The sequence below is a fragment of the Curvibacter sp. T50 genome, from assembly GCF_057219955.1.
In genome coordinates this window covers 52,797-66,573 of the sequence record NZ_JBXVVU010000005.1, presented here as the reverse complement: position 1 = coordinate 66,573, position 13,777 = coordinate 52,797, and the positions used below count along the sequence as shown (strand labels likewise).

The 13,777-nt window shown below is 61.6% G+C and carries 11 protein-coding genes; 1 reads left to right on the top strand and 10 read right to left on the bottom strand.

Annotated elements, in window-relative coordinates:
• Window positions 1–5 precede the first annotated feature (5 nt).
• From AC2EBU_RS15015 to AC2EBU_RS14985, 7 genes are all read right to left on the bottom strand, one after another.
• The gene (locus AC2EBU_RS15015) at window positions 6–479 is read right to left on the bottom strand and encodes a PTS sugar transporter subunit IIA (protein WP_484611253.1); all 474 of its coding nucleotides are present in this window, start codon (window positions 477–479) and stop codon (window positions 6–8) included.
• A gap of 83 nt (window positions 480–562) precedes the next feature.
• On the bottom strand, window positions 563–892 hold the full coding sequence (hpf, locus tag AC2EBU_RS15010; RefSeq protein WP_484611377.1) for a ribosome hibernation-promoting factor, HPF/YfiA family: 330 nt from the start codon (window positions 890–892) through the stop codon (window positions 563–565).
• Between the two features lie 254 nt (window positions 893–1,146).
• The gene (gene ppdK, locus AC2EBU_RS15005) at window positions 1,147–3,873 is read right to left on the bottom strand and encodes a pyruvate, phosphate dikinase (protein WP_484611252.1); all 2,727 of its coding nucleotides are present in this window, start codon (window positions 3,871–3,873) and stop codon (window positions 1,147–1,149) included.
• A 17-nt stretch (window positions 3,874–3,890) separates the two neighbouring features.
• Complete coding sequence (locus AC2EBU_RS15000) at window positions 3,891–5,513, bottom strand: NAD(P)-binding protein (protein ID WP_484611251.1); 1,623 nt, start codon at window positions 5,511–5,513, stop codon at window positions 3,891–3,893.
• Window positions 5,514–5,516: 3 nt separating this feature from the next.
• Complete coding sequence (locus tag AC2EBU_RS14995) at window positions 5,517–6,530, bottom strand: thiamine pyrophosphate-dependent enzyme (protein ID WP_484611250.1); 1,014 nt, start codon at window positions 6,528–6,530, stop codon at window positions 5,517–5,519.
• 13 nt (window positions 6,531–6,543) lie between these two features.
• Window positions 6,544–7,806 carry a pyruvate ferredoxin oxidoreductase gene (porA, locus tag AC2EBU_RS14990; protein WP_484611249.1) on the bottom strand — a complete coding sequence of 421 codons (1,263 nt, stop codon included), beginning with the start codon at window positions 7,804–7,806 and terminating at the stop codon, window positions 6,544–6,546.
• A complete protein-coding gene (locus AC2EBU_RS14985) occupies window positions 7,799–8,383 on the bottom strand; it encodes a 2-oxoacid:acceptor oxidoreductase family protein (protein ID WP_484611248.1) in 585 nt (194 codons plus the stop codon). The genes porA and AC2EBU_RS14985 overlap by 8 nt, the downstream gene beginning before the upstream one ends.
• Window positions 8,384–8,657: 274 nt before the next feature.
• Between AC2EBU_RS14985 and corA the strand changes: the two genes are divergently transcribed.
• Window positions 8,658–9,644, top strand: coding sequence for a magnesium/cobalt transporter CorA (corA, locus tag AC2EBU_RS14980; protein WP_484611247.1), 987 nt, complete (start codon window positions 8,658–8,660; stop codon window positions 9,642–9,644).
• 71 nt (window positions 9,645–9,715) lie between these two features.
• Here corA and AC2EBU_RS14975 read toward each other — a convergent pair whose 3' ends face one another.
• The 3 genes from AC2EBU_RS14975 to pntB all read right to left on the bottom strand — a co-directional run bounded on the left by AC2EBU_RS14975 (window position 9,716) and on the right by pntB (window position 13,777).
• Window positions 9,716–10,468, bottom strand: coding sequence for a 5'-methylthioadenosine/adenosylhomocysteine nucleosidase (locus tag AC2EBU_RS14975; RefSeq protein WP_484611246.1), 753 nt, complete (start codon window positions 10,466–10,468; stop codon window positions 9,716–9,718).
• A gap of 34 nt (window positions 10,469–10,502) precedes the next feature.
• Window positions 10,503–12,185 (bottom strand): long-chain-fatty-acid--CoA ligase, encoded by a 1,683-nt coding sequence (locus AC2EBU_RS14970; RefSeq protein WP_484611245.1) that lies wholly within the window; start codon window positions 12,183–12,185, stop codon window positions 10,503–10,505.
• 179 nt (window positions 12,186–12,364) lie between these two features.
• A complete protein-coding gene (pntB, locus tag AC2EBU_RS14965; protein ID WP_484611244.1) occupies window positions 12,365–13,777 on the bottom strand; it encodes a Re/Si-specific NAD(P)(+) transhydrogenase subunit beta in 1,413 nt (470 codons plus the stop codon).

Sequence of the window (13,777 nt, the reverse complement as noted above, 5' to 3'; positions counted from 1 at the left end):
GGGATTCAGGCGGGCAGTGATGACCGCCAGCCCTGGATCAGGCCATGGAGTTCGTCGGACGACTGGCAGTTTTTGAGCTGGTCGCGCAGTTGGGCATCGCTGAGCAATTCGGCGATCTCCGACAGGATCTCCAGATGTTTTTGGGTCGCTGCCTCCGGAACCAGAAGGAAAATCAGCAGACTGACCGGTTGCTCGTCGGGCGCATCAAAACCGATCGGCTGGGCCAGGCGGAAAACGGCGGCCATGGGCGCCTTCAGCCCCTTGATCCGTCCGTGTGGAATGGCCACGCCATGCCCCAAGCCGGTCGACCCGAGGCGTTCCCGGGCAAAAAGGCTGTCAGCGATCATCGCGCGCGAGAAGCCATGCAGACCCTCGAACAGGAGCCCGGCCTCCTCGAAAGCTCGCTTTTTGCTGGTGGCCTCAACAGGGACCAGCACCTGGGTGGCAGGAAGGATTGAGGCAAGGCGGTTGGTGTTCACGACAAGAATTATGCACCTGCACAGCAGAGGAGAAAAAAGGCCGCATGTCAGACATGCGGCCGGTTGGCGATCAACAGAGCGGCTTACATCATGCGCTTGACCGGATCATGGTGGTGTGCCTGCAATTTGTCTTTGTAGCGGACGACCTGGCGGTCGAGTTTGTCGACCAACTCGTCCACCGCGGCGTAAAGGTCCTCGTGGGCGCTTTCGGCAAAGAGGTCGCTGCCCTTCACATGGATATTGCACTCGGCACGTTGGCGCTTTTCCTTTTCCTTCTGTTTTTCCACCGTCAGCAGCACCTTGACGTCCACCACCTGATCGAAATGCCGCGTTATCCGGTCAAGTTTTCCGGTGACGTAGGTTCGCAGGGCGGGGGTGACTTCGAGGTGGTGACCGCTGATCGTCAGGTTCATGAGTAGCCTCCTGTTGCTCTCTCGGGACAGTTTGGACAGGCAGGCACCGATCGGATGACAGGACGCACTGCCCGCTTGTGGCAGGTGCTGGTTACTGGCAACACCCACAACTTCACTATGCCCCTGCCCCGAACAAAAGGCAAGCGGGCGGCAATTGACCGTGTTCAGAACGGCATTAATTGCGGCGTCGAACGAGGCCCGGGCGGCCCGCCTGGCGCGGGAATTCACCCGGTCCCGTCCGTGCCCGCAAATGCTTACGGCTGCAAAGCTGCCTGTGCCGCTGCCAGGCGGGCAATCGGAACCCGATAGGGCGAACAGCTGACGTAGTCCAGTCCGACCCGATGGAAAAAGCCGATCGATTCCGGGTCACCGCCGTGTTCGCCGCAGACGCCCATTTCCAGCGACGGATTGGCAGCCTTGCCCTTTCGAACCGCCATTTCGACCAGTTGCCCGACGCCTTTCTGGTCGATCGAGCGAAACGGATCGTGTTCGTAGATGCCCTGGTGAAGGTAGTCGGGCAGAAACTTGCCAGCGTCGTCGCGGGAAAATCCCATGGTCATCTGGGTCAGATCGTTGGTACCGAACGAGAAAAATGCCGCCTGGGTCCCGATGCTGTCGGCAACTAGTGCACCTCGGGGGGTTTCGATCATGGTTCCCAGCGCGAAGCCGATCTCGCTACCGCGTTCGCTGAAAACCTGACGGGCGACACGCCTGACAACGGTGGCTTGGGCTTGAAACTCACGAACACTGCCCACCAGGGGGATCATGATTTCTGCCTTGACCTCATGACCCCGGCTACGCGCATCAAGCGCTGCTTCGAGGATGGCCCGGATCTGCATCTCGGTAATTTCGGGATAAGTGATTCCCAAACGGCAGCCTCGATGGCCCATCATCGGGTTGACTTCGTGCAGTTCTTCAACTCGCATCCGGATGCGACCGGCTGAAACACGCATCTGGCTGGCCATTGCACGTTGCCCGGCCTCATCCTGAGGAAGAAACTCGTGCAGCGGCGGATCCAGCAGGCGGATGATCACGGGGAGCCCGTCCATCGCCTGGAACAGCCCAAGAAAATCCCCGCGCTGCATCGGCAATAGCCGGGCCAGTGCCTTGCGTCGGCCTGTTTCGTCCTCCGCCAGGATCATTTCGCGTACCGCAGCGATCCGGTCGCCTTCGAAGAACATATGTTCCGTGCGGCACAGTCCGATCCCTGTGGCACCAAAACGCCGTGCAACAGCGGCGTCAGCCGGAGTGTCAGCGTTTGCGCGCACTTCCAGGCGGCGATAGCGGTCGGACAAAGCCATCAGCCGCCCGAAATCGCCGGTGAGCTCGGCGGCCCGGGTTGCAATCGGGCCGGCCATGACCTCTCCGGTCGAGCCGTTGATCGAAATCCAGTCGCCTTCGGCGAATTGCTCGCCATCGACTGTCATCGTGCGTGCGTGGTAGTCCACGTGGATACTGCCCGCTCCCGAGACGCAACACTTGCCCATGCCGCGCGCCACGACCGCCGCGTGAGACGTCATGCCTCCACGCGCTGTCAGGATGCCGCGTGCTGCGTTCATGCCGCGCAGGTCCTCCGGCGACGTTTCCTGTCGCACCAGGATCACGTCTTTGCCCTCGGAAGCCCAGGCGTCGGCCTCATCGGCAAAAAACACGATCTGGCCACTGGCAGCCCCAGGTGACGCGGGCAGTCCGCGCGCAATGACCCGCGCGGCGCGTATTGCCTCCGGGTCAAACACGGGATGCAACAAGTCATTCAGCCGGTCGGGCACCACCCTGAGCAAGGCCGTTCGCTCATCAATCATGCCTTGCTGGAGCATCTCCATCGCAATACGTACCATGGCCGTTCCGGTTCGTTTGCCGTTTCGTGTCTGCAGCATCCACAAACGGCCCTCCTGAATGGTGAACTCCAGGTCCTGCATGTCCGTGAAGTGATTCTCCAGTTTGGTTTCCGCATCCAGCAACTGGGCGTAGATGGCTGGCATCAGCTCTTCCAGCGAAGGGTAGAGCGCCAGTCTTTCGGGCTCGTCAACCCGGGCGAGTTCCGCCCATCGGCGCGAGCCCAGCAAAGTGACCTGTTGGGGTGTTCGTATGCCGGCAACAACATCCTCGCCCTGTGCGTTGACGAGGAATTCGCCATTGAAAACATCCTCGCCAGTGCCGGCATCGCGGGTGAACGCTACGCCCGTTGCGCTGGTCTCGCCGAGATTTCCAAATACCATGGCCTGTACGTTGACCGCCGTGCCCCAGGATTCCGGAATGTCGTTGAGCTCCCGGTAGACACGGGCACGGTCGTTATTCCAGCTTTCGAATACCGCCAGCACCGAGCCCCACAACTGTTGCCATGGGTCCGACGGGAACTCCTGCCCGGTCCTTGCCCGAATCAGGGCTTTGAACCGGGCGACCAGCTCCCTGAGGTCACTGGCATCCAGATCGGTGTCGAGCTTGACGCCCCGCTGTTCCTTGATGTTGTCGATGATCACTTCAAACGGATCATGGTCCTCTTTGGAAGCAGGCTTCAGGCCCATCACCACGTCGCCGTACATCTGCACGAAGCGTCGGTACGAGTCCCAGGCAAAACGTTCGTTGCCGGAGCGTTGGGCAAGTCCCAGAACCGCTTCATCGTTCAGTCCCAGATTGAGAATGGTATCCATCATGCCGGGCATCGATGCACGTGCACCGGAACGTACCGAGAGCAGTAGCGGGTCAGTGCTGTCGGCAAAGCGTTTTCCCATTTCTGCTTCAATGGCTCGAACCCCGTCGCGGACACCGGTTTCAATCAGGGCGCGAACAGCGTCCGCCCCTTCCCTGGTATAGACCGTGCAGGCTTCGGTGGTGATGGTGAACCCCGGTGGAACGGGGATGCCCAGGCGACACATTTCCGCCAGGTTGGCGCCCTTGCCCCCCAGCAGGTTCTTCAGGGCGGCAGCACCATCGGTTCGCGAGGCACTGAACAAATAGACAAAAGGGTTCGAAGCGGTCATGGTCTTTGGGGTTGGGTTTACAGGTCTTCGGGGATCATGTCGATCGCACCGCAAGGGCATTCGGAAACACAGACGCCGCAGCCCTTGCAGTAGTCGTAGTTGAACTGAAAGCGCTTGCCGGGACCCAGTTTGATGACCGCGTTGTCCGGACAGACGCCGTAGCAGTTGTCGCACTCGAAGCAGTTGCCACAACTGAGGCAGCGGCGGGCTTCAAACAGCGCGTTGCCTTCGTCGAGTCCGCCCTGCACTTCTTCGAAAGAGGACTGGCGGCGAATGATGTCAAGCACGGGGCGCACCGTCTTGGGCGCGTCCAGGTAGTACCAAGGGTTAAGTTTTTCGAACTCGGCAATCGCGTGTTTTATTGGCGCGGTAACCGCCTCGCCACGCAGCCAGGCGTCAATATGGCGCGCTGCTTTCTTTCCGTGACCTACCGCGACCGTGACATTGCGCTCGGCAGGGACCATGTCGCCACCAGCAAACAAACCGGGGTGGCCGGTCATCAGGTCCGGCCCCACCCGGACTACGCCGTCGGTGACTTCAAGGCCCGGGACGCCGTCAAGCAGCCCCAGGTCAACCTCCTGTCCGAGTGCCAGTACCACGGAGTCCGCTTCAAGTGTTTCCAATTCGCCGGTGGGCTGCGGGAAGCCTTTGTCATCAAGCGCCATCTTTTCGATCGTGATTGACGTCTCGCCAGCCTGCTTGATGGTCGAGAGCCATTTCACCATCACCCCTTCTTGCAGGGCCTCTTCTATTTCGAAATCGTGTGCCGGTGCCTTGTCGCGCGTGCGGCGGTAGACGATGATCGGCTCGGCTCCCATGCGCTTGACCGACCGCGCCACATCAATCGCGGTGTTGCCCCCGCCGTATACCACCACGCGGCGGCCAAGCAGTGGCTTTTCCGCGCCTTCCATCGATCGCAACACGGATACCGCGTCGACGATTCGCGCGGCATCACCCGAGGGGATCATCGCACGCTTGCCGATGTGCGCACCGACGGCAAGAAATGCGGCATCGTATCCACCCGATCTCATGGTGGCGAGAATGTTGTCGACCTTCGTGTTGAGCTTTACGGTTACGCCCATTTCGACGATGCGCTGCATTTCGGCGTCCAGTGCCGCACGCGGTAGCCGGTACTTGGGAATGCCGAAACGCATCATGCCGCCCATCAACGGGCCGGCCTCTGTGACCGTGACGGTATGCCCGAGGCGGCGCAGATGGTAGGCCGCCGACATGCCGGAAGGACCGGCACCGACAACCAGCACGTGCCGGCCAGTCTCGATGGCAGGCGAAGCGAATTTCCAGTCCCGCCGGATCGCTTCATCGCCGAGGAAACGCTCGACGGCGTTGATTCCCACCGCTTCGTCGAGCTTGCTCCGGTTGCAGGCCGTTTCGCAGGTGTGATAGCAGACCCGACCCATGATCGCGGGGAACGGGTTGTCTCGGGTCAGGTGCCGCCACGCCGCTTCGTAGTCTCCGGATTCGGCGTGATACAGCCAGCCCTGAATGTCTTCGCCGGCGGGGCATTGGTTATTGCAAGGTGGCAGGCGGTCGAAGTAGACGGGACGGCTGGTCCGCCATGAACCTGTATGGTTCGCCAGGGAGGAGCCCGGGTCGAGCGTGATGGCAAAGGGCTTGTCCATGATTCACATCCCTTCGAGAAGGCGGTAGCGGCGGATGTTCTTGTCGGCCTGCGCCTGAATGCGCGCAATGGTTTCTGCCGCCGGGGTCTGTCCGAACAGGTGGGCAAACCGCTTTTGCGGGCGCAGGTATTCCTCCACAGGAGTCCGGTGTCGTATGGCCAGCGCGGAGGTTTGCTCGCCGAACTCGGCCTCGAAGACGGGGAACAGCCCGGTTTCTCTGGCCAGGCGCGCGAGTCGAATGGTGTCGTGCGATGCGCTGCCCCAGCCAAGTGGGCACGGAACCAGGATATGGATGTATCGGGCGCCGCGAATTGACATGGCCTTCCTGACCTTGGACTCCAGGTCGCGCAGGTCCGCGACCGTTGCCGTGGCGACGTAAGGAACTTCGTGGGCCATGGCAATCGCAGGTACGAACTTGCCTTGGCCAAAGGCGTTTCCCGGCTCGGGACCCAAGGGCATGGTGGTGGCGGTGCGAGCTCCTCCCGGTGTGGCCGAACTGCGCTGCACGCCGGTGTTCATGTAGGCTTCGTTGTCGTAGCAAATGTAGAGCACGTCATCGTTGCGCTCGAACATTCCGGACAGGCAACCGAACCCGATGTCGGTGGTGCCGCCGTCCCCGCCTTGCGCAACGACGCGCACGTCGTCCTTGAGTTCGCCCTTGCGCCGTTTCACCTTCACGGCGGCTGCCAGGCCGGTGGCAACGGCCGCCGCATTGCCGAACAGTGAATGGATCCAGGGAATCTGCCAGGAGGTTTCCGGGTAGGGTGTCGAGAATACCTCCAGGCAGCCCGTGGCATTGGCCGCGATCAACTGGCGGTTGGTTGCGTTCATCGCCGCATCAATGGCGTATCGCGCGCCCAGCGCTTCGCCGCAACCCTGGCAGGCGCGGTGGCCGGAGTTGAGTGAATTGGTGCGTTGCATGTTCGCTTGCACGCTGCGCTCATGCGGAGCGAGCAAACGGTTGCCAACGGTGAAGGTACCGGTCTGATAAAACTTGACGGTCTGGATCGCAGTCATGGTGGTCCCCAGATCAGTAATTGCGGGCGGCCACGGCGCCCAAGTCACGGAGCATGGCCTCGGCGACGGGGCCGGAGCGGCGAACCTGCTTTTCGCGTTCGAGTTGCTTGTTGACCGCCTTCCAGTCGAGGTCCAGGAAAGACAGCAGCTCCAGTTCGTCGCGTCCGGCTTTGTCGAACAGGGCGGTGAGTGATTTCATGGTGATGGCGCGACCGCCGAGCCCGGCAACCACGGTGTATCCCCTCAGGCCCATCCCGGTTGCTGCCATGCGCACGTTGGTTGCGACAATGCCACCGATTCCGACAGCGAGGCTCTTCTCCAGCACCACAAATCGCTTGCACTGCTTCAGGGCGGCCGCAACGGCCTCGATCGGAAACGGGCGGAAGCAGGTGATGCCGAGCACACCAATCTTGTGCCCGCCGTTTTCCGGTTTGCGCATTTCGTCGACAGTGTCCTTGATAGTGCCCAGAACCGACCCCATGGCAATCACGATCGTTTCTGCACCATCGGCGCAGTAGGTGTGGATCAGTCCACCTGAGTCACGGCCGAACACGCGCTGGAATTCCGCCGCGTGTGCGGGAATGCGCTCCAGTGCCTGCATCTGTTTGGCGTGCGCGAGATAGCGCACCTCCATGAAGGCTTCGGGCCCGACCATGGCGCCGATCGAGACAGGCTCGTTCGGGTCAAGGACCTGTCGTGGCTCATAAGCCGGCAGGAACGCGTCGACCTGATTCTGGCTGGGGATGTCGACACGTTCGTAGGCATGTGTGAGGATGAAGCCATCCATGCACACCATCACGGGCAGCGACAACTCTTCGGCCAGCTTGAAGGCCTGGATGTGCAGGTCCAGCGCCTCCTGGTTGGTCTCGGCAAACAGTTGAATCCAGCCGCAGTCGCGCTGGGACAGCGAGTCGGAATGGTCGTTCCAGATGTTGATCGGCGCACCGATAGCGCGGTTGGCGACCGTCATCACAATGGGCAGACCGAGGCCGGAGGCGTTGTAGACGGCTTCGGCCATGAACAGCAACCCCTGTGAAGCGGTTGCCGTGTAGGCACGGGCGCCGCCTGCCGACGCACCGATTGCCACACTCATGGCGGCAAACTCGGATTCGACGTTGATGAACTCGCAGTCGGTGAGTTCGCCCGATTTCACCATCTCGCCCAGACCTTCGACGATGTGCGTCTGAGGCGAAATCGGGTAGGCGCAAATCACCTCCGGCCGGCACAGTGCGACTGCCTCGGCTACGGCGTGGGAACCTTCGCATTGTTTAAGCATGGTGCAGAGCCTCCATCATTTCCGCGCGAACGATGGCGTAGGCTTGCGCAGCGGCGGCGATGTTGCCTTCGGCGACCTTGCCCGAAAATTTGGCGCGAATGGCTTTTTCGACCGATTCAAGTCGAATGTGCCCGGACACCGCAGCGAACCCGCCCAGAAGTGGCACGTTGGGCACCGGACGACCGACGTGTTTGATGGCCAATTCGGTGGCCGCGACCGTACACAGACGTTCCGGATGCCAACCTTTGACGAACCCGCCCAATCCGAGTGCTTCGAAGGATCGGGAGGTGTTGATCAGGATGTAGCCGTCGGGTTTGAGGCCGGCGAAGCAGTCGACCTGATGCAGCAGTGTCGGATCCTGAATGATCAAGGCATCAGGCTCCATGATGGGTTCGCGCAGGCGGATTTCCTTGTCGTCAATGCGGCAGAAGGCGACCACCGGCGCGCCCGTCCGCTCGGAGCCGAAGCTCGGGAAGGCTTGGGCATGGCGGCCCTCTTCAAAGGCTGCGATGGACAGCATCTCGGCGGCCGACACCACACCCTGACCGCCCCGGCCATGGATTCGCACCTGCAACATGCACAGTCTCCTCGGTTGCTGTTTGCGGTTCATTCTTCACCGATTCCGTGACTTGGCTTTGACTAACGTCAAGCAATTCATCGGGGCGCGGCCGGCGTTTCCGGGCGTTTTTGCCAGTCTGTTCTGTCGGACCCGGTGCGATAATCACCGGTTGTTCGAGGAGACTTTCTGATGGAGCCCAGTCCGAGTCGGCTGCTTCCAACTCCCTAGCTGGCGCCGGGGTTGGGAGCCAGAGCCCCAGCTGCCAGCGCGGTCCAACCCACGGGAGCGAGCCATGCTCAACATCTTTACCCTCGCCAACGGGCGGCTTGTCCAGGAAGAGATCGAGTCTCTGGAGGAGCTGTCACGATTTCAGCCCATCTGGGTTGACCTCGAGTCGCCATCATTGGAAGAAAAGCGCTGGATCAAGCAGTATTACGGGCTGTCCATCCCGGAAGACGCGATGGACGAGGACATCGAGGAATCGGCCCGGTTCTACGAAGAAGACAACGGCGAGCTGCACATTCGCAGCGACTTTCTGATCGCCGACGAAGACGATCCCCGCACCGTGCGGGTCGCATTTATCCTGAACCAGCACAACAACCATCTGAAAAGCCGCGGTGTGCTGTTTTCCATCCATGACGAAGACGTGCCGGTCTTTCGGCTGCTGCGCATGCGGGCCCGTCGCGCGCCCGGCCTGATCGAAGATGCCAAGGAAGTGCTGCTCAAGCTGTTCGATGCCGATGCGGAATACTCGGCGGACACGCTGGAAGAAATCTACGACCAGCTGGAAAAGGCGGGCAAACAGGTGTTGTCGGGCGACGTGACCGACGCAATGGCGGGCGAAGTGCTGGGCGCCATCGCCCGACAGGAAGACTTGAACGGCCGCATCCGGCGTAACGTCATGGACACCCGCCGTGCCGTCAGCTTCATGATGCGCAGCAAGATGCTCAACGCCGAGCAGTTTGAAGAGGCACGCCAGATTCTGCGAGACATCGATTCCCTCGACAGCCACACAGCGTTCCTGTTCGACAAAATCAACTTCCTGATGGATGCGACGGTCGGCTTCATCAACATCAACCAGAACAAGATCATCAAGATCTTCTCGGTCGCCAGTGTGGCCTTGCTGCCGCCTACGCTGATTGCCAGCTTGTATGGCATGAACTTTCAGTACATGCCCGAATTGAGCCAGAAATGGGGTTATCCCTATGCGCTGTCACTCATGGTGGCCAGCGCTCTGGTGCCGATGTGGTATTTCCGTCGCCGGGGCTGGCTCAAATAGGGCGAAAACCACAGAAGTTCAACGAAAACTGCCGATACCCATCGCAAAAAGGTGATCTTTAGCTACGTTATTCATAGTGCTTCTAGCGCTGTCGCGACCATTCTTGCGCTGTAACGACAGGCGACCTGGCGCAGGAAAGCCAGAAAATCGACATGGGCGCTGTCATCGGCCCGGTCGGAAACAGTCCGCACCGCCGCGAAGGGTACTGCGAAATCGTGGCATACCTGCGCGAACGCGGCTCCCTCCATCTCCACCGCCAGGGCCCCGGGCAAAGCGGCTCGTAGTGCCTGGCTTTCCGCTGATGTCGCGACAAACCGGTCGCCGCTGACCAGCAGTCCCGTGTGCAGGCGCGGTTTCTGCAGCCCGAAAGCAGCGATGGTTTCTGCCGCCAGCCATTGCGGTATGGTGGCCAGTGTGGTGGCCGCGGCAGCTCGCAGAACAGCGGTCAGCTCGGTATCTGCGGGCAGTGCCGCGAGGCCGTAGCCCGGTATTTCATAGCGCGGAAACAGGGGTGAAACGTCCAGATCATGCTGGACGAACTGGTCGGCAACCACCACATCCCCCACGGCGACCCCCGGCGCCAACCCGCCAGCAACTCCGGTGAACAGGATGCGCTCGACGCCAAAGCGGGTGATCAGGGTTGCGGCGGTGGTGGCAGCAGCCACCTTGCCGATTCGCGACAGCACGGCCACCACGGGGTGTCCGTGCAGATGGCCGCACCAGAAGTCCCGGCCGGCGACGCGGGTCGGTTCTTCATCAGGCATCAGGTCAAGAACTGCCGACAACTCGTCGTGCAGGGCGGCCACAATGGCGATCCGGGACATACAGCGGTTGGTGTCGACAGGGCAGGCTCTGCGCTCAGGCGGCGGGCTGCCCGCGCAATTCACGGCGCAGGATCTTGCCCACAGGTGTTTTCGGCAGTTCGTCCTTGAATTCGATGGTACGAGGCTGCTTGTAGCCCGTGAGGTTCTCGCGGCAATAGGCCCGCACCGCCGATTCGGTGAGCGCGGCATCCTTGCGAACGATGACCAGCTTCACCGCCTCACCCGTCTTGGCGTCCGGCACACCGACGGCTGCACATTCCATCACGCCCGGGCAAGCGGCCATGACTTCTTCCAGCTCGTTCGGATAGACGTTGAAGCCGCTGACGATGATCATGTCCTTCTTGCGGTCGACGATACGCACGAATCCCTCGTCATCCATGATCCCGATATCGCCGGTCTTGAAGAATCCGTCGGGCGTCATGACTTTGGCCGTTTCGTCCGGGCGCTGCCAGTAGCCCGCCATGACCTGCGGGCCCTTGATGGCAATCTCGCCCGCCTGACCCGATGCGACCGGGTCGCCGTTGTCGTCGAGCAGTTCGATCCAGGTCGACGGCAGAGGCAAACCGATGGAGCCTGTGAATGCCGTATTGGTTACCGGATTGCATGTTGCAGAAGGTGAGGTTTCGGACAGCCCGTATCCTTCGCAGATCGGGCAACCGGTCTTCTCCAGCCACAACCGGGCCACCGGCGCTTGTACCGCCGTTCCTCCGCCCAAAGCGACCCGCAGATGACTCCAGTCGACCGAGTTGAAGTCGGGATGATTGGCCAGTCCGTTGAACAAGGTATTGACGGCCGGGAAGCTGTGGAATCGGTGCTGGCTGAGTTCCTTGAGCACGGCAGCCAGGTCGCGCGGGTTCGGAATGAGGATGTTCTTTCCGCCCATGCGCATGGAGAGCATCATGTTCACGGTGAACGCGAAGATATGGTAGAGGGGTAGCGCGCAGACACTCGTGGGTTGTTCGCCCTCCGGCAGGTCTTTCATGACCGGTGCGTTCCAGGCTTCGGACTGCAGCACGTTGGCAACCAGGTTGCGGTGCAACAGGATGGCGCCCTTCGAAACCCCCGTGGTTCCCCCGGTATATTGCAACAGCGCCATGTCGCCGGATTTGATGGTCGGCCTTCGCAGGGTGCCCCGCGTACCGCGAGCCACGGCGTCATTGAAACGGACCGCATCGGGCAGATGGAAAGCGGGAACCATTTTTCGGACGTTGCGCACGACGTAATTGACCATCGAACCCTTCAGCAGTCCCAACATGTCTCCCATGGCGCACAGGACCACATGTTTGACGGGTGTTCTGGCGACACAGCTTTCCAGTGTCTTGGCAAAGTTTTCGATGATGACGATCGTGCGCGCCCCCGAATCACACAGTTGGTGTTCCAACTCGCGCGGTGTGTACAGCGGGTTGACATTGACCACCACGTAGCCGGCGCGCAGGATTGCGGCCACGGCGATCGGGTATTGCGGGAGATTGGGCATCATTACCGCAACTCTGTCCCCGCGCTCCATGCCCAACCCCTGCAGGTACACACCCAGAGCCTGACTCAGGCTGTCCACCTGGGCATACCGAATGTCTTTGCCCATGAAGCTGTAGGCGGCGCGACTGGCGTACTTGCGAAAGCTCTCCTCCATCAGGTCCACCAGAGAGCCGAACTGCGCCGTGTCGATGTCGGCCGGTACGCCCGGTGGATAGTGTTTGAGCCAGATGCGGTCGGACATGGGTCAATAGCTCCGGATAAGTCGAAAGGGTGGGTCGATGCCCACCATTCTGACGCGAAACTGACCGTGAAATCAGGGGGCTACCCCCAATCGGACGACCGGGCGGTACCCTTGCCCGGCCGGCGAGCCATCGGCCTGGCGGTGATGTCCTTCGGTGGCGTCCTGGCCCCCGGGGCCTGTCAGCCCCGCAACGCCGTCAGTACTTCATCCAGCATCTTCTTGGCGTCGCCGAACAGCATGCGGTTGTTGTCTTTGTAGAACAGCGGGTTGTCGACGCCCGCGTATCCCGAGGCCATGGAGCGCTTCATCACGATCGAGGTGCGGGCTTTCCAGACCTCCAGGACCGGCATCCCGGCAATCGGGCTGGCCGGATCGTCCTGCGCCGCCGGGTTGACGATGTCGTTGGCCCCGATGACCATGGCGACATCGGCGTCCGGGAAGTCCTCGTTGATCTCGTCCATCTCCATCACGATGTCGTAGGGCACCTTGGCCTCGGCCAGCAGCACGTTCATGTGGCCGGGCATGCGGCCGGCCACCGGATGGATGGCAAAGCGCACGTTGACGCCTTTTTCCCGCAGCGTTTTCGTGATCTCGTAGACCGTGTGCTGGGCCTGCGCCACCGCCATGCCGTAGCCGGGCACGATGATCACGCTCTTGGCCTCGCGCAGCATCTCGGCCGTTTCAGCCGCGCCCACCGGCACCACCTCGCCCTGCGGTTCGGCGGCGGCGCCCGAAGCGGCCGGCGCACCGCCGCCGGAGCCGAAGCCGCCCGCAATCACACTGATGAAATTGCGGTTCATGGCGTTGCACATGATGTAGGACAGGATGGCGCCGGACGAGCCCACCAGCGCGCCGGTCACGATCAGCAGGTCGTTGGACAGCATGAAGCCCGTGGCCGCCGCCGCCCAGCCGGAGTAGCTGTTGAGCATGGACACCACCACCGGCATGTCGGCGCCGCCGATCGCCATCACCATGTGGATGCCGAACAGCAGCGCGATGACGGTCATGACGATCAGCGGCGTCATGCCGTCGGCCACACTGGCGGCACGGACGAACTCGGCGCCGAACCAGATCACCACCAGCAGCGCGATCAGGTTCAACCAATGGCGCGCAGGCAGAAGCAGCGGTTTACCACCGATCTTGCCGTTGAGTTTGCCGAAGGCGATGAGTGAACCGGAGAACGTGACGGCACCGATCAGGATGCCGACGTAGATCTCTACCTCGTGAATGACCTTCTCTGCGCCGGTGTACTGGATCGACGTGTCGACGTAGCTGGCAAAGCCCACCAGGCACGCGGCCAGGCCCACCAGGCTGTGCATCAGTGCGACCAGTTCGGGCATCTGGGTCATCTTGACGGTCTTGGCCGCGTACAGGCCGATCCCGCCACCGATCACCAACGCGCCGATGATCCAGGCAATACCGGCCGAAGCTACGCGGGGGCCGACGATGGTGGCGATGACCGCCAGCGCCATGCCGACCATGCCATAGAAGTTGCCCCGTCGCGAGGTCTCGGGATTGGACAATCCACCGAGGCTGAGGATGAAAAGAATGGCGGCGCCGATGTAGGCGACCGTGGCCAGGCTGGAGGTCAT

Excerpts from the sequence above, each read along its gene's own strand:
- hpf (WP_484611377.1), bottom strand. The coding sequence starts at position 892 with ATGAACCTGACGATCAGCGGTCACCACCTCGAAGTCACCCCCGCCCTG.
- ppdK (WP_484611252.1), bottom strand. The coding sequence starts at position 3,873 with ATGACCGCTTCGAACCCTTTTGTCTATTTGTTCAGTGCCTCGCGAACC.
- AC2EBU_RS15000 (WP_484611251.1), bottom strand. The coding sequence starts at position 5,513 with ATGGACAAGCCCTTTGCCATCACGCTCGACCCGGGCTCCTCCCTGGCG.
- AC2EBU_RS14995 (WP_484611250.1), bottom strand. The coding sequence starts at position 6,530 with ATGACTGCGATCCAGACCGTCAAGTTTTATCAGACCGGTACCTTCACC.
- porA (WP_484611249.1), bottom strand. The coding sequence starts at position 7,806 with ATGCTTAAACAATGCGAAGGTTCCCACGCCGTAGCCGAGGCAGTCGCA.
- AC2EBU_RS14985 (WP_484611248.1), bottom strand. The coding sequence starts at position 8,383 with ATGTTGCAGGTGCGAATCCATGGCCGGGGCGGTCAGGGTGTGGTGTCG.
- corA (WP_484611247.1), top strand. The coding sequence starts at position 8,658 with ATGCTCAACATCTTTACCCTCGCCAACGGGCGGCTTGTCCAGGAAGAG.
- AC2EBU_RS14975 (WP_484611246.1), bottom strand. The coding sequence starts at position 10,468 with ATGTCCCGGATCGCCATTGTGGCCGCCCTGCACGACGAGTTGTCGGCA.
- AC2EBU_RS14970 (WP_484611245.1), bottom strand. The coding sequence starts at position 12,185 with ATGTCCGACCGCATCTGGCTCAAACACTATCCACCGGGCGTACCGGCC.
- pntB (WP_484611244.1), bottom strand. The coding sequence starts at position 13,777 with ATGACCTCCAGCCTGGCCACGGTCGCCTACATCGGCGCCGCCATTCTT.